The 19,302-nt window shown below is 45.5% G+C and carries 19 protein-coding genes, 1 other RNA gene and 1 pseudogene; 19 read left to right on the top strand and 2 right to left on the bottom strand.

Annotation, left to right across the window (positions count from 1 at the left end; translation table 11 throughout):
• Positions 1–75 precede the first annotated feature (75 nt).
• The 10 genes from panB to BTO30_RS04380 all read left to right on the top strand — a co-directional run bounded on the left by panB (position 76) and on the right by BTO30_RS04380 (position 8,892).
• The gene (gene panB / locus BTO30_RS04425) at positions 76–915 is read left to right on the top strand and encodes a 3-methyl-2-oxobutanoate hydroxymethyltransferase (RefSeq protein WP_075397511.1); all 840 of its coding nucleotides are present in this window, start codon (positions 76–78) and stop codon (positions 913–915) included.
• Complete coding sequence (gene panC / locus BTO30_RS04420) at positions 912–1,769, top strand: pantoate--beta-alanine ligase (protein ID WP_075397510.1); 858 nt, start codon at positions 912–914, stop codon at positions 1,767–1,769. Before panB ends, panC begins: the two co-directional genes overlap by 4 nt.
• Positions 1,769–2,152 carry an aspartate 1-decarboxylase gene (gene panD / locus BTO30_RS04415; protein WP_075397509.1) on the top strand — a complete coding sequence of 128 codons (384 nt, stop codon included), beginning with the start codon at positions 1,769–1,771 and terminating at the stop codon, positions 2,150–2,152. The genes panC and panD overlap by 1 nt, the downstream gene beginning before the upstream one ends.
• Positions 2,153–2,227: 75 nt before the next feature.
• Positions 2,228–5,032: an ATP-dependent DNA helicase DinG gene (gene dinG / locus BTO30_RS04410; protein ID WP_075397508.1), complete on the top strand. Its 2,805-nt coding sequence runs from the start codon at positions 2,228–2,230 to the stop codon at positions 5,030–5,032.
• 50 nt (positions 5,033–5,082) lie between these two features.
• Entirely contained in the window at positions 5,083–5,253 is a 171-nt protein-coding gene (locus BTO30_RS04405) for a YpmA family protein (protein WP_075397507.1), read from the top strand.
• Between the two features lie 12 nt (positions 5,254–5,265).
• Positions 5,266–5,754 (top strand): cell wall elongation regulator TseB-like domain-containing protein, encoded by a 489-nt coding sequence (locus tag BTO30_RS04400; RefSeq protein WP_075397506.1) that lies wholly within the window; start codon positions 5,266–5,268, stop codon positions 5,752–5,754.
• A gap of 17 nt (positions 5,755–5,771) precedes the next feature.
• On the top strand, positions 5,772–6,965 hold the full coding sequence (locus BTO30_RS04395) for a pyridoxal phosphate-dependent aminotransferase (RefSeq protein WP_075397804.1): 1,194 nt from the start codon (positions 5,772–5,774) through the stop codon (positions 6,963–6,965).
• A 104-nt stretch (positions 6,966–7,069) separates the two neighbouring features.
• Complete coding sequence (locus BTO30_RS04390; RefSeq protein WP_075397505.1) at positions 7,070–7,756, top strand: DnaD domain-containing protein; 687 nt, start codon at positions 7,070–7,072, stop codon at positions 7,754–7,756.
• Between the two features lie 12 nt (positions 7,757–7,768).
• Positions 7,769–8,425, top strand: a complete 657-nt coding sequence (gene nth / locus BTO30_RS04385; RefSeq protein ID WP_075397504.1) for an endonuclease III — start codon at positions 7,769–7,771, stop codon at positions 8,423–8,425.
• Positions 8,425–8,892 carry a YpoC family protein gene (locus BTO30_RS04380; RefSeq protein ID WP_075397503.1) on the top strand — a complete coding sequence of 156 codons (468 nt, stop codon included), beginning with the start codon at positions 8,425–8,427 and terminating at the stop codon, positions 8,890–8,892. The genes nth and BTO30_RS04380 overlap by 1 nt, the downstream gene beginning before the upstream one ends.
• 42 nt (positions 8,893–8,934) lie before the next feature.
• Here BTO30_RS04380 and BTO30_RS04375 read toward each other — a convergent pair whose 3' ends face one another.
• Complete coding sequence (locus BTO30_RS04375; protein WP_075397502.1) at positions 8,935–11,622, bottom strand: transglycosylase domain-containing protein; 2,688 nt, start codon at positions 11,620–11,622, stop codon at positions 8,935–8,937.
• Positions 11,623–11,649: 27 nt separating this feature from the next.
• Complete coding sequence (gene recU / locus BTO30_RS04370) at positions 11,650–12,255, bottom strand: Holliday junction resolvase RecU (protein ID WP_075397501.1); 606 nt, start codon at positions 12,253–12,255, stop codon at positions 11,650–11,652.
• Positions 12,256–12,427: 172 nt separating this feature from the next.
• Between recU and BTO30_RS04365 the strand changes: the two genes are divergently transcribed.
• The 9 genes and pseudogenes from BTO30_RS04365 (at position 12,428) to BTO30_RS04330 (ending at position 19,301) form a co-directional block, all read left to right on the top strand.
• Entirely contained in the window at positions 12,428–12,904 is a 477-nt protein-coding gene (locus BTO30_RS04365) for an STAS domain-containing protein (protein ID WP_158023563.1), read from the top strand.
• Positions 12,905–13,018: 114 nt separating this feature from the next.
• Positions 13,019–13,261 (top strand): hypothetical protein, encoded by a 243-nt coding sequence (locus tag BTO30_RS04360; protein WP_075397500.1) that lies wholly within the window; start codon positions 13,019–13,021, stop codon positions 13,259–13,261.
• A gap of 20 nt (positions 13,262–13,281) precedes the next feature.
• On the top strand, positions 13,282–13,635 hold the full coding sequence (locus BTO30_RS04355; protein ID WP_075397499.1) for a DUF1798 family protein: 354 nt from the start codon (positions 13,282–13,284) through the stop codon (positions 13,633–13,635).
• A 114-nt stretch (positions 13,636–13,749) separates the two neighbouring features.
• Positions 13,750–15,348 (top strand): annotated as a pseudogene (locus BTO30_RS04350) (DEAD/DEAH box helicase).
• A complete protein-coding gene (locus tag BTO30_RS17840; protein ID WP_281248583.1) occupies positions 15,345–15,470 on the top strand; it encodes a hypothetical protein in 126 nt (41 codons plus the stop codon). Before BTO30_RS04350 ends, BTO30_RS17840 begins: the two are co-directional and overlap by 4 nt.
• A gap of 125 nt (positions 15,471–15,595) precedes the next feature.
• Positions 15,596–16,393, top strand: a complete 798-nt coding sequence (locus tag BTO30_RS04345) for a ribonuclease H-like domain-containing protein (protein WP_075397498.1) — start codon at positions 15,596–15,598, stop codon at positions 16,391–16,393.
• Between the two features lie 331 nt (positions 16,394–16,724).
• A complete protein-coding gene (gpsB, locus tag BTO30_RS04340; protein ID WP_075397497.1) occupies positions 16,725–17,054 on the top strand; it encodes a cell division regulator GpsB in 330 nt (109 codons plus the stop codon).
• A gap of 55 nt (positions 17,055–17,109) precedes the next feature.
• Positions 17,110–17,498, top strand: an RNA gene (gene rnpB / locus BTO30_RS04335) — RNase P RNA component class B.
• Between the two features lie 102 nt (positions 17,499–17,600).
• The gene (locus BTO30_RS04330; RefSeq protein WP_075397496.1) at positions 17,601–19,301 is read left to right on the top strand and encodes a putative bifunctional diguanylate cyclase/phosphodiesterase; all 1,701 of its coding nucleotides are present in this window, start codon (positions 17,601–17,603) and stop codon (positions 19,299–19,301) included.
• Position 19,302: the final 1 nt, after the last annotated feature.

Raw genomic sequence — 19,302 nt, 5'->3', positions numbered from 1 at the left:
TTGACGGGTCCTTCTGCCTTTGGAGGACCCTTTTATGTTGTTTCGTCTCCTCTGATTTAAAAGGAGGATGATAAAATGAAACGTACAGCGGATTTTTTAAAGATGAAGGGAAAAAGCGAAAAAATTGCCATGATCACAGCTTATGATTTTCCTTCGGCCAAACAGGTACAATCAGCTGGAGCAGATGTTATTCTTGTAGGAGATTCACTTGGTATGACGGTTCTCGGGTATGAATCCACTGTTTCGGTAACGCTTTCAGACATGGTGCATCATACGAAAGCAGTAAAAAGAGGTGCGCCTGATACGTTTATCATTACGGACATGCCCTTTATGACCTACCATGTGAACAGAGAAGAAACGATGAAAGCAGCGCAGGCGTTAATGCAGGAAGCCGGAGCCGATGCGGTAAAAGTGGAAGGCGCCGGCGATATCGTCCAGCGCGTTCAGGAATTAACAGCGGCCGGTGTGCCGGTTTGCGCACACCTTGGCTTAACACCCCAGTCTGTCGGTGTCATGGGCGGCTATAAAGTGCAGGGAAAAACAGCGGAAGCAGCCCAAAAGCTGCTTGATGACGCAAAAGCGATGGAACAGGCGGGCGCATTTATGATCGTACTTGAATGTGTGCCTCATCAAGTGGCGCTCTCGATTACGAAAGCGCTCGCCATTCCGGTCATTGGTATTGGTGCCGGCGCAGGGACAGACGGACAGGTGCTTGTTTACCATGATATCATGCGCTATGGTGTCGGCCGGACTGCGAAATTTGTGAAAAGCTACGCGGATTTTGACGAGGAAGGTATACCGGCTGTACAATCATATGTAAATGAAGTGAAAAAGGGCGTTTTTCCAGCCGTCGAACATACATTTACAATGAACGAAGAAGAACTGGACCGTTTATATGGAGGTGTCCGTTCATGAAGATGATTCATTCTATTACACAGTTAAAAGAAATCGTCCGTGATCAAAAAAAGAGCGGGCATACCATCGGTTTTGTGCCAACGATGGGTTTTTTGCATGAAGGACATTTAACGCTTGCCAAACAGGCACGGGCAGAAAACGATACGGTGATCATGTCCATCTTCGTCAACCCGCTTCAATTCGGTCCGAATGAAGATTTTGAACGATATCCGCGCGATCCAAAACGAGATGCGGAACTTGCTGAGAGTGCCGGCGTCGATTATTTATTTATGCCATCGGTTGATGAAATGTATCCGGATGAGCCCGCCGTTACGTTAACGGTGAATAAGCGGACGGACGCACTGTGCGGTTTAAAGCGGGAAGGGCATTTTGACGGTGTGGCAACGGTTGTCATGAAGCTGTTTCATATGACAGAACCGGACAAAGCCTATTTCGGAAAAAAAGATGCGCAGCAGCTGGCCGTGATTCACGGTCTGGTCGATTCGCTCAACGTTCCGGTCAAAATTGTCGGGGTTGATACGGTTCGGGAAGACGACGGACTCGCCAAAAGCTCACGCAATGTGTATTTACTGCCGGAAGAACGGGAAAAAGCACCGGCGATTTATAAAGCTTTGACACGGATAAAAGAAGCTGTTGACGCTGGTGAAACGAATGTTGAGAAATTAAAGAAACGGGCGGCTGATGATTTACAGGCCCATTCTGGTGCGGAAGTGGAGTACGTGGATATTCTGTCCTATCCAGAGCTGGAACCGATCAATGAAGCATCTGGTACCATCATTGCAGCAGCTGCTGTGCAATACAAAAATGCTCGGTTAATTGATAACGTTATTTTAACAGTGAAAGGAAGAGCATAATGTTTCGTACAATGATGAACGGGAAAATTCACCGTGCGACGGTGACAGAAGCGAATTTAAACTACGTCGGCAGCATTACGATTGATGAGGATTTGCTCGATGCAGCCGGCATGATGGCGAACGAAAAAGTGCAGATTGTGAACAATAATAACGGTGCCCGTCTTGAAACATATATCATTCCAGGGGAGCGCGGCAGCGGCGTCATCTGCTTAAATGGAGCAGCCGCCCGCCTTGTGCAGCCAGGTGATACGGTCATTATTATTTCGTACGTAATGGTGGCTGAAGAAAAAGTAAAAGACCATAAACCGAAAGTGCTCATTATGGATAAACAAAATAAAATTGCGGACATGCTTCATCAGGAGCCGGCCGCAACGATTATGTAATGATGAGACCGCTGTGCGTGCAGCGGTCTTTTTTATGGTAAACTGAGAAGGAATTTATTAAAAGGTGTGTTTGCCGTGAACAATGATTTGCGATTTGTGGTAGCCGACTTTGAAACGACCGGCCATTCCCATGCAAGCGGCGGCCGTATTATGCAGGCGGCGTTTGTGTTAATTGAAGAAGGAAGGATAATAAAACAATACGATACGTATTTAAATCCAAATGTTTCTATTCCGCCTTTTATTCAGGAGCTGACCGGCATTGATGACGAATTGGTACAGGATGCTCCTTCTTTTGCAGCGGAAGCAGATCAGTTCAGCGAATGGATGCGAGATGCGGTCTTTGTCGCGCACAATGCGGCATTTGATGTGACGTTCTTAAACGGAGAATTCACAGAAGCAGGATATCCGGCATTTGACGGGCTGGTCATTGACACCGTGGAACTTGCGAAAATCGTACTCCCGTCTGCTGACAGTTATAAGCTGGCTGATTTGTCCGGTCAATTTGATCTGCATCACGGGCAGCCGCATCGTGCGGACAGTGATGCCTTTGCGACGGCGCAGCTGTTCCTTCGGCTGATGGAGCGTCTGGAACAGCTGCCTCTTGTAACAATCGAACAGCTTGCGAAGCTTTCGATCGGGCTGAAAAGCGATATTCATGTGCTGCTCGCGCGTGTAGCTGCTCAAAAAAAGATGCGCATTGAAACACTGCCGGCGGAATGGACTGTCTACCGGGGGCTTGCTCTTCGAAAAAAAGACAGGCCGTTAAAACGGCATCCGGATGAATCGATCTCGTTTCCGGACAAAGAGGAAGCCAAGTGGGCGTTATTATCCGGTGTACCTGGCATGGAACGGCGTATTGGACAAATGGAAATGATGAATGCGGTTCAGCACTCGCTTGAAAGTGGTGTTCACACGGTCATTGAAGCGGGAACCGGAACCGGAAAATCGCTTGCCTACCTATTGCCCGCTATTTATAAAAGCCGGCAAACAGGCGAACCAGTTGTCATTTCAACGTATACGGTGCTGCTGCAGCATCAGCTTCTGGAACGAGAGCTCAAAAGAGCGAGGACAATAGTTCCATTTGATGTAAAAGCCGCTGTATTGAAAGGAAAGCGGTATTATCTCGATTTATCACGATTTGTGAGGGTGCTCAGGGAAAAAGAGACCAATTATGACCGGACGATCGCGAAAATGCAAATTCTTATCTGGCTTCTTGAAACGACGACAGGAGACGGTGACGAGCTGAATTTGTCTTCTGGCGGGCTGCTATTATGGGAAGAAATAGGCCAGGCGGAAGATTTTATGCCGAAAGCAAAACAGGCGTGGCGCGCACACGATTTTTTTCTATATGCAAAAGAGGTGGCCGCCAATGCGGACATTATTATCACCAATCATTCGTTTTTAATTGCGGATATGAAAACGGATCGGCCGCTGCTTCCGGACAAATGTCATATCATTATCGATGAAGCCCATCAATTTGAAAAAGCGGCGAGAGAGCGGCTTGGGAAAGAACTATCGCTGTCACAGGTCAAATTTATGCTGGGGAAAATGGGTTCTGCTGATGAAAAAAAGCTTCTGTATCATCTGGAGCGAATTGAAAAAAAGCATTTGCCCTTCCAGTCTTCTCATGAGTTGACCCGGCGAATGGCCTCTGTTTTAACGGAAGCTGAGGAATGGTTTACATCGCTTTCGGCATTCTTTGAAGAAAATACGAAGCGGACATCGCAATCAAAAAGGCAGCTTGCGCTGGATGACGGCAAACGTCAGACGGCTGCATGGCAGCAGCTGGAGTGGGGAGCAGAGCGCATTTATAAAGAGCTGTCTTTATTGATTGAAGCGGTATCGAAGAAAATGACTCCGTTTGAACAAATAAGAGAGCAGCTCCGGGCACGCGATGAGTTGTTTGTAGAGGATGCCTTGTCGTTATTGGAACGATTCCGGCAGTGGAATGAACGTCTGTTTGAGCTAATATTCAGGCCGGATGACGGCGATGTGGTTTGGATGGAGGGGGATGTACGGTCGTTGATAAATACGTTGACAATCCGTATGCAGCCTGTCCATGCCGGTGCGCTCATAAACGAATATTTGCTTGAGCGGCATCATGTCATCTTTACATCTGCGACATTGATGGTTGAAAATTCATTTCAATTTTTCGTGAATGAAATCGGACTGACATCGTTTTCCTACCACAAATATGTGATTAAATCGCCGTTTAATTATCCGGATAATTGCCGTGTCGTCATTCCGAATGATGTGCCGGAAGTGAAAGAAGCAGACAGTTCGGCTTATGCCGAAGCGGTGGCGGATTACATTATTGCGGCGGCCGAATCCGCTGGCGGGCGCATGCTCGTCTTATTTACCTCATTTGATATTTTGAAAAAAACGCATGATTATATACGTGAAACGGAATTGCTTCAGGACTATGCGTTGATCGCGCAGGGTATAACGAACGGGAGCGTGAGGCGCTTGACAAAAAATTTCCGCCAGTATGAAAAAGCTATTTTGCTCGGTACAGGTGCATTCTGGGAAGGGATTGACATCCCGGGCGAAGATTTGTCCATTCTTTTCATTGTCCGTCTGCCATTTGCGCCGCCGGATGATCCTTTTGTAGCCGCAAAAAGCCGGCAGCTGCAAGAAGAAGGAAAAAATCCATTTACGGCATATTCACTTCCGCAGGCCATCATCCGCTTCCGGCAAGGGTTCGGCCGGCTTATTCGTACGCAGTCAGACCGTGGAATTGCAGTCGTCTTTGACAGGCGCGTCGTGACGAGCCGTTATGGAAAATCCTTTTTACAGTCCATTTCCGATGTGCCGGCTGTCGAAGAAGATATTTCAGGGACAATAGAGCTTATTGAAAAATGGCTGCCGGATGAAAAATAGTTGTAAAACAGGCGCCCATTCCTGCTATAATGCCAACAGGAGGGATATGTATGGAGTCGAAAATCGAGGTGTTATCGACAGTAACGGTGGAACATAGCGGCGACTTATATAAACTGGTCGATGCGTTAAACCGGACGCTGAAGCGTGAAAATTTAATGTTTGGTCTGGCGCTTGATCCGGAAGATGACTCAAAAGCCGTTTTTACCATTTATAGAACATAAGAAGTGATGAATATGCGAACGAATTTTAAAAAGTGGCTTTTAATAATCGGAATTCCCGTTGTTGTTATTGCGATAATTGTCGGAATCATGTATAATAATGCACAAAAACCGTATGAAAAAGCAAAAGCGACCGCTGTGCAGGAAGCGAAAGAAAAAGCCGCTCTCACGGAAGTGGGAGAGGTGTATGTGTACAATGGGACAAATGCTTATTATGCGGTGACAGGGAAAGACGAAAGCGGCCGCAATACCGCTGTATGGATTGCCCGGGATGGCAAATCTGAACCGGTTGTGAAACCGCTGGATACAGGTGTAACGGAAAAGGAAGCGCGTGCTCTTTTCACGGAGGAAGCGGGTCATGTGGAGATTCTTTCTCTTACACTTGGTATGGAAAAAGAAACCCCTGTCTGGCTGTTTACGTTTAAAAACGAAAATGGCCGTTTGAATTATTACTATTTGTCGTTTGAGGACGGTAAATGGTGGAAAAAAGTCGAAAACATTTAACAGAATGGAGAATTCAAATGGACGTACAATTAGCAGAACGCGTCAAAGCACTGACCCCTTCAACTACACTCGCAATTACAGCGAAAGCAAAAGAGATGAAAGCACAGGGAATCGATGTCATCGGTCTGGGCGCCGGCGAGCCGGACTTTAACACACCGGATCACATTATTGAAGCGGCATATGAGTCGTTAAAAGACGGACAGACAAAATATACACCGGCGGGCGGTCTCGCAGGTCTGAAAGAGGCGATCATCGGTAAATTTAAAGAAGATCAGGGCATTACATATAAACCGAACGAGATTATCGTCACAACGGGCGCGAAACATGCGTTGTACAACCTATTTCAGGTTATTTTAAATGAAGGGGATGAAGTCATCATCCCAACTCCATACTGGGTCAGTTATCCAGAGCAGGTGAAACTGGCTGATGGCGTACCCGTATACGTGGAAGGAAAAGAATCGAATGAATTTAAAATCACTCCGGAACAATTAGAAGAAGTGATTACAGATAAAACGAAAGCGGTGATCATAAACTCGCCTTCGAATCCAACGGGTATGCTCTACACAGCTGATGAGCTGAAAGCATTAGGCGAAGTGGCTCTTCGTAAAAACATCTGGATCGTTTCCGATGAAATTTATGAAAAATTGGTGTATGGCGTCAATAAACACGTATCAATTGCCGAATTGTCTCCGGAACTAAAAGAACAGACGATCATCATTAACGGCGTTTCAAAGTCTCATTCGATGACAGGCTGGCGCATCGGCTATGCAGCGGGCAATGCACAAGTCATTAAAGCGATGACAGACCTTGCGAGCCATTCGACATCAAATCCGACTTCAACAGCTCAATACGGGGCGATTGCAGCGTATACAGGCTCTCAGGAACCGGTAGAAGAAATGAAGAAAGCGTTCCAGGAACGTTTGAATATCATTCATGAGAAGCTGACTTCGATTCCAGGTGTTACATGCTTGAAGCCACAGGGCGCCTTTTATTTGTTCCCGAACGTGACAGAAGCGGCGAAGTTAACAGGCCACGCAAACGTCGATGACTTTGTTACAGCGCTTCTTGAAGAAGCAAATGTCGCGGTGGTACCGGGCAGCGGCTTCGGCTCACCGGCAAATATCCGCCTTTCATATGCAACGTCGCTTGAATTGCTTGAAAAAGCAACAGCACGTATTGCAGATTACGTCGGTACGAATAAAAAAGGGTAATTTTACTAGAAAAGCTGTCCGTACGGGCGGCTTTTCTTTTTATGCGCCACCTAGTATAATATGAACCATTGCCAGTGAAAAAGTGTTTGAGGTGGAGTGTTTATATGAAAGAAAAAGAAATGTTAATTGACTGGATGGAAGATGGGATGACAAGTATTCCAAACGTTCTTCTCAAAAACTATAAACGGCTGCAGTTAAATGAAACAGAGATGATGGTGCTATTGCATATTTATTCGTTTGCCCAAAAAGGCATATCGTTTCCCAGTTTTGAAGACCTGTCAGAACGAATGTCTATCTCTTCTGCGGACTGCGCGGCATACGTGAAAAAAATGATTCAAAAGCAAGTGATCTCGATCGAACAGGGTGAGCAGACCGGATTTGAATTTTACTCATTAAAGCCGCTCTGGAGTAAAATGGCCTTCTTATTTGAATCAGACGCGCGAGGGCAGTCATTTCAGCAGGCGATGACGGACGAAAGAGATTTATACAGCCTGTTTGAAGCAGAATTCGGACGTCCGCTTTCGGCTATTGAATGTGAAACGCTCGCGCTTTGGATTGATCAGGATCAGCACGATCCGTCTGTTATTAAAGCGGCGCTCAGAGAAGCCGTACTGTCAATGAAATTAAATTTTCGTTACATTGACCGCATTTTATTTGAATGGAAAAAACAAGGGATTAAAACGGTGGAACAAGCGCGTGAGCAAGGGCGGAAATTTCGTAAGCCGGCAGGTGCTGAACAGGTGAAGCGCTCAGAAAATGCCGTTCCTTTTTATAACTGGCTTGAGCAGTAAGGAGAGTTTGATATGCTGACTAAAAAAGAAATTCGTCATTGCCTTGATACATTTGCGGATATGTTTCCGGATGCGCATTGCGAGCTGAATCATGCCAACCCTTTTGAACTTGTCATTGCTGTCGCGCTATCTGCCCAATGTACGGACGCCCTTGTAAACAAAGTAACAAAGGGACTATTTCAAAAATACAAAACTCCGGAAGATTATCTTTCTGTTCCTTTGGAAGAACTGGAGCAGGATATTCGCTCCATCGGTCTGTACCGTAATAAAGCGAAAAACATTCAAAAATTGTCACGTATGCTGATTGAAGATTTCAATAGGGAAGTACCCGAGACGCAGGATGAACTGGTGAAGCTGCCCGGCGTCGGCCGTAAAACGGCGAATGTCGTTGCATCTGTTGCGTTCGGTGTACCGGCGATCGCCGTTGATACACATGTGGAACGTGTGTCTAAACGGCTGGGCTTTTGCCGCTGGAAAGACAACGTAACGGAAGTGGAAGAAACGTTAATGAAGAAAATTCCGATGGATGAATGGTCTGTGACGCATCACCGGATGATTTTTTTCGGCCGCTACCATTGTAAGGCGCAGTCGCCAAACTGCCCTGAATGTCCGCTTTTAGATTTATGCCGGGAAGGGAAAAAGAGGATGAAGCGAAAGGCGGGCGCGTGATGAAGAAAGTGACATTGCCGCCGCCGCTTCGTTTCTTTTCAAGTGAAGAGTACGTACCGATTCCGAAAGCGATCGATCAATTTCCATATTTTCTATATGAATTGTCCGCCGAAAAGACGCCTTGGCTTGAAAAAGACCATGGATTAAAAGAAATATTGACTGCTTGGGAAGAGCTGATAGCTGTGATGGAAGAAAAGCATCGGCTGCGTCAAAAAGACGTCAAGGAAGAGATGGATGCGCTGCTGGCTCTTTTTTTCATGGCGTTGTTTTGGACAAATGAATCCCCGGCAGCTCCCGCTTTCTGGGAACAAAAAGAAGCGGAATTGAACGTGAAGCCGATTAATTTCCGCGAGCGGTTTCAGTTTATTGTGGCCCGTCCGTATACTTATGCGGCTTTTCGTCAGCTTACCGAACTGATGAATGAACAGCGGAAAGCAGCGGCAGTGCAAGCCGTCCGAAAACGATAAAAAAGCGTCTTTATGGAGCCAATGCTCCATAAAGACGCTTTTTTATTCATCAGATTCCGGATCTGTGTTTGGTTCTGCAGCAGCAGGGGGCTGTCTGTTGCTGTTACTTTGAGTATTTCCGCTGCTGTTTCCATTATTCGGATTTCCATTCCCATTTCCATTTCCGTTCCCATTGCTGTTTCCATTTCCGTTTCCGATTCCATTGCTGTTTCCATTGCCATCTTCGTTGTCATCGCGCTCATCCGGTACAGGCTCTGGTTCCACTTCCGGTTCCGGTTCGTCCGGTACAGGCTCTGGTTCCACTTCTGGTTCGTCCGGCTCTGCCGGTTGTCCGCCAGGGACCGTAACAGAGGTAGAAGCCGAGTTAATATTTTGTCCATCTACGATCGCTGTCACTGTAATGGTATACGTCTGACCAGGCTGTCCGCCGCTAAAGACGGTAGAAAACCCGCCAATCGACTGTGTTTCCGATCCATTTGATACACTGAATGATGGGCTGCCCTCACCATTGAATGACCAAGAGACGGAAATATTGCCGCCGGCATCCGCAGAAGCACTGAGTCCTGTGATTTCACCGGAGACCGTTTCTTCTTCCTGGGGTTCTTCTTCAACCCGTTCTTCCTCATCTTCAACGACATTTGATGTTCGTTTCGGCTGCTCACCGCGGACAAACAATTCGTATGTCTTGTCGCTGTCTGATACGCCGCTGCCGGCAATACGGGCAGGATTTGATCCTTTAATAATCGGAAGTTCAACCACGCTGTCCGGCTTATCGAAATCGTCCGTTTCAACATTCTTCGATACTTCCGTCATTAACTCTTTAAATAACTCTTTGGCAATTTGCTGGCTTTCTTTTGATAAATACTCGCTTCGATTTTCATAGCCGGTCCAGATGGCGGCCGTGTAATTTGTTGTATAGCCGACAAACCATGAATCCGGCGATGCGCTGGATGGGAAATTGTATCTGGCCAGCTCATCATCCGTGTAGTTGGTTGTTCCTGTTTTACCGGCAACATGAAGCGTCGGTATATTCGCTGCAGTTCCTGTTCCGTAGTCAACGGCATCCTTTAACATATCCGTGACCATATACGCTGTATAATCACTCATAGCCGGTTCGGATTCAATCTCATTTTCCACAACGGTTCCGTCCGGAAGGGTAATTTTCTTTACCGTATGCGGTGTGTTATAAATGCCGCCGTTTCCAAACGCCGCATACGCGCCGGCCATTTGAAGAGGGGAGATGCCTTCATCTCCATCCATAGCGCCAATCGCATAGGACTCAAATTCATTTTCTAAATGAATGCCGAGACCAGCTGCAAATTCATAAGAATCTTCAAATCCGACTTCCTGGAATGTCCGGACAGCGGGTGTGTTTTTCGAACGTACAAGTGCATCCCGCATGGACATCATGCCGGCATAGGAGCCTCCCGCATTTCCAACGGATCCTCCGGTTGAATAGTTGAGAGGGCTGTCTTCAACTTGTTCATATGTCGACCATTTCAAATATTCAATCGCCGGTCCATAATCAAGGATTGGTTTGATCGTAGAACCAGGCTGGCGCTTAATGTCTACTGCGTAGTTAAGGCCGCGCTGCACTTCTTGATTCCGTCCACCGCCGATGGCCCGGATGGCACCGGTTTGTGTATCCGTTAAGGCAATTCCGGCCTGAAAGAATTCACTTGGGTATTGAATATATTCATCACTGTTTAATAGTTTATCCATGAACAGCTGGGCCTCTTTATCAAGCGTTGTTTCAATGGTCAAGCCGTCCGTGTACGCGTTGTAGCCCATTTCTTGCACTTCTTCGATCACAAGGTCAACGTACGAGTCATATTCTTTCTGAACACCCGTTTCGTTCACCTGTTCAGTTAATGAATCTGTGATATTTTGATTTTGTGCATCCGTCATTTCGGCTTTCGTAATTTTATCATGCTGATTCATGAGCGATAAAACGACGTCTTTTCGTTTTTCAGCCCGTTCGGGATTGTTGAATGCATTATAATTATTCGGACTTTGCGGCATACCCGCAAGATATGCGGCTTCCTGCAGCGTCAGATCGCTTAATTCCTTGCCGAAATAATAATCGGACGCGGCTTTAATGCCATTTATGCCATCTGACATATAAACTTTGTTGACGTACATCTCAAAAATTTCTTCTTTCGTGTATGCTTCTTCCAGTTTATACGCAAGCCACGCTTCCTGCGCTTTTCGTTTCAGTGTTTTTTCGTCCGTTAAAAAAGACATTTTTACGACCTGCTGGGTAATGGTGCTGGCTCCCTGCGAGCCGAAGCCGTCCGTGACGTTTTTCAAAACAGCGCCGCCAAGACGGATCGGGTCAATTCCTTTATGTTCAAAAAAGCGGACATCCTCTGTCGCAAGTATGGCATCCCGCACAAGTACCGGAATATCATCATATTCCACGTAGTCGCGCCGCTCTGATCCGACATTTGTCAGGAGGTCGCCGTTCATGTCATTAATTTTTGAGGAGATGGGATCGCTTAGAAGCGCATTATCCAGTTCTGGTGCGTCTTTCACAAAATAAGCGAATAGACCGGCGCCGCCTGCCATTGTTAAAAAGGCAAGAAGGACTCCGGCAAGCAAAATTCGTTTGACAATGGAGCGCTTTTTATTTACGGGTGTTTTTTTCTGCTTGTTTTTTTTCGCTGCACGGGCCGGCTTTTTTCGCTGCTGGCTCCGCTTTTCGGTTCTCGATTTGTATTCATCAGACATCTGTCTTCGTTCCTCACTTTCAAAAAGTTAAAAATACATGCTTTCGACCGCATCCAGATACGGAATGCGGGGTGACAATCCGAGCGGCAGGAAGATGCTGCACGCCGTCAATTCGTCTTTTGTGATCGACTTGCGTCCACCATTCATCATCCGGCACCAGAATGTATACAGCGCCTGAAACGGCAGGAAATAGAGCTCGTCCGTCTGAGAAAAGCGAATGATAACAAATGCGATCCCTCCGTGAGATTCCACTTGTTTCATATGATTGATTTGGTGGTCGTGAAAGTTTTTGAGCGGGAAAGACGAGGCGATTTTCGTTTCTTTCGCTTCGAAATCAATATACTTCCCTTTATATACCCCGTTATAGTCCGTAGTAGACGCCTGCCTGAAATAGGCCTCTTTAATAACAGCAGCACTCCTCGCCGGATAGTCGACGCGGACAATTTGGACAGGGACGGGTTTTTTATGAATGACTGCCATTCCGCAGTTTAAATAATACGCATTGGTCGCGTTAATGTCTTCTTCGAGTGTCATGCCCCGGTTGCTGAATGTCACGTGATCCCGCGGCTGTTCCCTTTTATCACGCAGCGGCACCGGCGTAAATTTTTGTCCATTTGGATAGCGGATGGTCATCAAATCCCCCCTTTTTATTGCACTCATATCATATCATAAGAACGGGCAAATCGCCTGTTTGGAAAGCCTTATTGCATTTTTACAACTTTTTGCCCATCATCATTGAAAAATAGATCAGTATCCATTACTATATTGCATAGCGTATGCAATAAAAAGGGTGGAGATGAACAGGATGACTGAGGAACTGGAAACAGCACGGCTTCAAATGGAGATCAACGAGTTAAAAAAAGAGCTTGCCGAGTATAAACAAATCGTCAAAGATCTATCTGTGCCGATCATTCCGTCTATTGTTCCGGAAACCATTTTAGTGCCGATTACCGGTAAATTATCCCACGAACGTTTTGAGATGATTATCTCAAAGCTATTAACCTCCTGTTACGAACAAGAGGTGGAGACCGTCATTATGGATTTTACGGCTATTTCTAAAAATGAAATTGTCGAAACCGGGATATTGGGGCAGTCGATCGATAATCTTGTCAGCTCCCTCCAGTTGATGGGTGTCGACACATTTCTCGTCGGCTTTACACCTTCATTCACACATGAATTATCGAGAACCGGATTAAAAGTGAATAAGGAATTGAATACATTTTTAACATTCAGAAGCGCTATTCAGTTTTTAATGAAGAAAAAAAACATGTCATTGGTGTGATTTTGTCGCATTTTTTCTTTCTTTGGAGTATCTTCACTTCTTTTGTCAACGCAGCAGGGATTACCCCCGTAAGTGCGAATACGTATAAGCATCACAGAAAAGGGGTGGAGTGGCATGACGAAAGAAGAATGGATGGAACGGCTTGCAGACATTGAACAGCAGACGCTGGAGCTGGAAAAACTGATACAGGTGAAAGTGGCGGCAGAACGGCGGCGGCAGTTTTTTCAGCTGCATGTAAAAAAAGAACGCATTCAAAACAGATTGTCGCTCGTGGAGGAAGGGGAGCGCTTTTTATGCGGCAAACCGGATACACCTCCTTTTATCGGAAAGTTTAAACCGGCGGCAGGGTCATTGTAACAGAAACGGGGTATTGAGCAGTGCATCTTACAGACAAGACAAAAACGCTTCAGTCGCTTGTGAAGAAAGCAAAATTAATATATGAAGAACGGAGAGAATCAAAAGAGGAAGCCGATTTTTTTGGTGTGGTGAAGCCGTTTGCGGATGAAATGGACAAAACGGCAGAAGAATGGGAAAAGGCGGCCCTTGAATGGCTGAAATCGAATCCGCAAAAATATGTGCATGGGGCGCAAATTATACAGGCTGCAGATAATGCAAGGCGTGTCGGTGCGCATGCTCATTTTTTTGACACTGGCAAAGTGAAATTTATTCAGTCAGCTGATTCCGCGTTATATGTGCTGGAATCACTTAGCAAAATATTGAACAGAGACTGAGCGCCCATAGCGTTCTTTTTTTTGCTTTTAAAAAGAGCACCCGTTCGTTAAAATGAAAGCGGGGTGATACTTTTGATTCCAAAGAAAAAAACAATGCCGGAAGTACTTCGTTGACTGAAGGATGAACAGGCCGTGGCAGAAAATATTGTCCACTGGCATACAATCGATGAAAAGCCGCCATCTTCTGTACCGCTGCCGGAGGATCTTCATCCGTCATTAGCGGAAGCACTGAAAAAGCGGGGCATTCATTCATTATATACGCATCAAAAGACAGCTTATGAAACGGCGATGGCAGGGAAAAGCTTTACTGCTGTCACACCGACCGCTTCAGGAAAAACGCTTTTCTATAACTTGCCAGTCCTGCAGACGGTGCTGCAAAATCCGGACGCACGGGCGCTTTATTTATTTCCGACGAAAGCACTTGCGCAGGATCAAAAAAGTGAATTAAATGAGCTGCACATATACCGCGGCGTTTTTGGCAGTCATACGGCGAATGTGTTAAGAAGATTGCAGCGTATTTGCCGTTTTTACGGAAGTAATCCCATCTTTATCTGCACGTCGGCAACCATCGCAAATCCGGTGGAACTGGCCGAAGAAATGACCGGTAAGAAGATCACGCTGATTGATAATAACGGGGCACCGGCCGGCCGGAAGCATTTTCTATTTTACAATCCGCCTGTCGTCAACAAAACGATGAACGTAAGGCACAGTGCAACGCTTGAAGTTCACCGGTTGGCGGGAGAAATGCTGAAAAACCGCATTCAAACGATTGTGTTTGCGAGAAGCCGCGTACGTGTGGAAATCATTTTGACATATTTAAAAGAACTGGTGAAATCAGAGCTTGGACCGAAATCGATCCGCGGCTACCGGGGAGGTTATTTACCGGTGGAAAGACGGGAGATTGAACGTGGTCTTCGTAGTGGAAGAGCGCGTGTTAAAAGAGCTGAACGGCAAATTTCACTGGATGAGCGACCAGTTCCCTGCTCATAACATCAGCCTTCGTTCTGCTTCGCAGGAAAATGTCGTCATCATTGATTTGTCTGAAACCGCCAATCGGAAAGTAATTGGTGAAATGGACCGGTTCAGCGCGATGACATTGCCGCATGAAGAAGCAATTTATTTGCATCAGGGTATTCAATATCAAGTGGAAGAACTGGACTGGGAAGAGAAAAAAGCGTACGTACGTGAAGTCGATGTTGATTATTTTACTGACGCGAATTTAGCCGTGCAGCTGCAGGTACTGGAAGAAGATCAGGAAATGGCTTCGGGCTTTTCTTCTTATCATTATGGGGATGTGGCGTTCCATGCAATGGCCACGATCTTTAAGAAAATTAAATTTGAAACGCATGATAATATTGGGTCTGGACCAATTCACCTTCCGGAAGTGGAAATTCATACGAATGCTGTGTGGATGACCGTCAATGAAGGACTGCACGACTGGACAGAGGACAGGATTGAGCAGGGATTGATCGGTGCGGCGAATGTCCTTCAGTCCGTGGCACCTCTTTATACGATCATTACGCCGGCGGAATCGGTCTAGCGGAGCATCTTTATAAAAACATGACAGCGGTGATTGATGCGGCTATCGATATCATTGACGACTGTCCGTGTGAAAATGGCTGTCCGTCCTGCACTGGCACGGATGTATTTGCGGAGCATGTGAAAAGAGATGCAAAAAAAGTACTTCGTTTATTTTCAGGTGAAACATCATGAGCATGGCGAAAAAGCTGCAGCGAATGAAAAAGCATATCGTGCGTGACGAGACTGCAGCGCCGGTTAAACATCCTCAAGAAAAAAATCCGCCACTGGGATGTATGGGAAAAAGCCGGTGCTAAGCTGTTTCATTTGGAAGAAGAGTTTTGCATCACGCGTGAAACACACTACTCACTGGACTTTAAGCACGGCCACTATACGTTTCGAGATGCCGAAGAAACGATCAAACAATGGGCAGCATTTGACGGTGACCACCCGCTGTCGGCGAAAGGTTTTTCACCGTCTGATTTGGTTTTTTTTCGACATCGAAACGACTGGACTCAGCAGGACGGGCAGTGTTATTTTTCTGCTCGGTACAGCCCGTTTAATCGGAAATCAAGTGACAGTAAAGCAATATTTTCTCCCGGCGTTGCCGGCATTCGGTCATTTCGATTTGTATCATGCATCACGCCGCTTGTTCAAGCATACAATGAAATCGGTCAAGCTCGTCAACGTGGGAAAAGAGCTCCTCGGTCTTGAGCGAGTCGATGATGTGCCCGGACACCTCGCACCTATTATTTATTTTGACTATGTCGACCGAGGGGATCCAGAAGGTGTGCTGCAGGTGATGAAGCATAATGAGCGGGACATTCTCAGCTTACTGACACTGTACACCCATATTAGCCGTCTTGTGTTAGATGAATCGTTCCGGAACGATGATCGTACGGCACTTGAAGTGGCGAAATGGTTTGAGTCATCAGGCAACCATGCCGCTGCTCAAAATGCGTTGAAGCAGCCTGCAGGTCATAGTGAAAGTGAGGTTGCCCTTGAAGCAGCCTACAGACTGGCCCTTCAGTGGAAGTGGGAAAAAGCGTTTGAGGAAGCTGCTGCATTATTTAAGCGCGTCGGGGAGTCAGAATGCACACGGGCCTTTGACGCAGCGATTGAATTGGCCAAGCTGTATGAACACAGATGGAAACAATTTGGAGATGCGATTGAATCTGCGGAGCAGGCACTTTTATTAACAGATGATGCCGTGAAAAAAAGGAGGTCATTCACCGTTTAGCGAGATTAAAAAGAAAAATGTCGATTATTCACGAAAAATAATGTCATCTTGTTGTCAACTTTCTGAAAACAAAGTAAAATAATTAATGGAAATTGAAAAGAGAGAAACTATAACATGGGGTGAATGACAGGTTGTATCGTGCAATTTTTTTTCTATTTTTCGTGTTTGTTGGATTAACGGCGTTTGTATTGACCAATTTAAAAGATAGTTTTTACGCTTTTTTATAAACGGCAAAAAGCCTGTTGGCGTCCTGCTTTCCGATTGACAAACGACCCTGTTTTTGAAACAATTAATGTATGAAAACAGGACTCGACGAAGGTGGTGCAAGGCAATGTTATCAGATCAAATTAAGCTGACAGGTAAAGATATTTTAGAAAAAGAATTTAAAACATCCATGCGCGGGTATAATCCGGATGAGGTAGATCAATTTTTAGATCTTGTCATTAAAGATTATGATGTTTTCCAGCAGGCGATTGAAGAATTGCAGCAGGAAAACCTGCGGCTGAAAAAAGAAAACAGTTCCATAGCTTCCCAAAAGCAGCAGTCTGAGCCGCCGATTCGCGCGCAGCAGCCGGCAGCAGGGTCGACAAACTTCGATATATTGAAGCGTCTGTCGAATTTAGAGCGGCATGTTTTTGGGGATCGTCTTCACAACGAATAAATACTCGTTGCGTAATAGTCGTTCATCTTTTATAATAAGGAATGGAAAACGAATAGCGTTCGGGTAATCGCTGCAATACAGGTTATTGCAGAGGAAAGTCCATGCTCGCACAGTGCTGAGATGCCTGTAGTGATCGCGCCTGGCGAAACCATAAGCCAGGGCAGCAGCAATGCTGACGGCAAGGAAAACACCTACGTCTTCTGGATATGGTGTGACTACTTTGAAAGTGCCACAGTGACGGAGCTTTGTCAGAAATGACAAAGGTGGAACGAGGTAAACCCCGTGAGCGAGCAACCCAAATTTTGGTAGGGGCACTTTCCGGACGGAAATGAACGAATGGAAAGGCAGAAGCATCCGCTTTCTGCAGATAGATGATTGCCGCCCGAGTACGAGGCCAAACCCCGGCCGTTTGCAGTACAAAGGAACAAAACATGGCTTACAGAACGTTATTCAGGGTTCTTTCTAATTTATAATATGAAATATAGCTCCCCTTTATAGGGGGGCTTTTGTTCTATTTGACAAAATATGGAGGGATGAACGCTTTGTATGAAAGAGCCAGATGTGATCAGTTCAGCAAATAACATTAATAAACTTGTTTATAACTATATTCAGGAAGGCGTCATGATTACAGATACATATGGCTATATTTTGTCTGTGAATCCGGCATTTCAGGTTGTAACCGGCTATAGTGAAGAAGAAGTGATTGGCAAGAGGCCGAATCTGCTGCGTTCAGGCGTTCATGATGAAGCTTTTTATGATGAACTATGGAAATCCATCCGGGAAACAGGCATGTGGCACGGTGAAATATGGAACAGAAGAAAAAATGGTGAAATCTTTCCGGAATGGCTGACCATTTTAGCTTCAAAGAATGAACGAGGAAATGTTGAACATTACGTTGGGGTGTTTACAGATATTACTGACCAAAAAATAGCGGAAGAAGAACTAAGGAAACTGGCTCACAGTGATCCGCTGACAGGGATGGCCAATCGTTATCATTACAACGTCCGCATGGAATCGCTGCTTGAAACATCGAAGAAGTATAATCAAAAATTAGCGGTTATGTTTCTTGATTTGGACCGGTTTAAACAGATCAATGATACATTTGGTCATGAAGCCGGTGACCAGCTTCTCATTAAAGTATCCGCGCGTATTAAAAAACTGCTTCGAAATAAAGATTTAATCGCCCGCCTTGGTGGAGATGAGTTTGTGATTACCTTAACGAACATTCACCACCCGAGGGAAGCATTTACTCTTGCCGAAAACATTATCAACACATTGTCTGCTCCATTTATCATTGCGGGTCATGAATTGTATATTTCAACAAGTATTGGCATAAGCTTTTTTTCGGAAGATGGGACGGATGCTGATACGTTATTACGCAGTGCAGATAAAGCGATGTATGATTCAAAAAAGGCCGGACGGAATCGTTTTTCAGCCTATCATAAAGATATGGAGGGGCAGAATAAGGAACTGATGACGATGGAAACAGAATTGCGAAAGGCGATTGAACGAAATGAATTTATGGTTGAGTATCAGCCGCAAATCAATCCAAAATCGAGTGCCGTTTCCGGAGCAGAGGCACTTTTACGATGGAATAATCAGCATTTCGGCAATGTTTCGCCAGTTGACTTTGTACCTGTGGCAGAAGAAACCGGCTTAATTATTCCCATTGGCCATTGGATATTGAGACAAGTGTGCCGTGATTTGAAAAAGCTCGATATGCTCGGGTTTTCCGAATTAACGCTTGCAGTCAACGTGTCTCCTTTACAATTTTCGCAGGATAATTTTGTGGACTCTGTCCGTCAAATTATTTATGAGGAAAATGTGCCGGCCCGCCTAATTGATCTTGAATTGACGGAAAGTACGGTTATGCCGGACGCCAAAACATCGGTACGGAGGCTGACTGAATTAAAAAATATGGGCTTCAAACTGTCCATCGATGACTTTGGTACAGGTTATTCCTCACTCAGCTATTTAAATCGCTTTCCAATTGATCATTTGAAAATTGACCGGAATTTTATTCATGCGCTTGACCACTATAATGATGATGCATCTATTGTGAAAGCGATTATTACAATGGCACACAGGCTTCATTTAAAAGTCGTAGCAGAAGGGGTAGAGAAGAAGCGCCAATATCAATTTTTAACGGATGAATCTTGTGATTATATACAAGGATATTATTTTTCTAAACCACTGCCATTTAATGAATTGATTGATTTTCTTTATATGGATTTAACAAAAGACTAAG

The sequence above is a fragment of the Domibacillus antri genome (genome assembly GCF_001936625.1).
Taxonomy (GTDB): Bacteria; Bacillota; Bacilli; order Bacillales; family Domibacillaceae; genus Domibacillus; species Domibacillus antri.
Note: the sequence above shows the minus strand (reverse complement) of the source record. Positions and strands in the feature narration are given on the sequence as shown.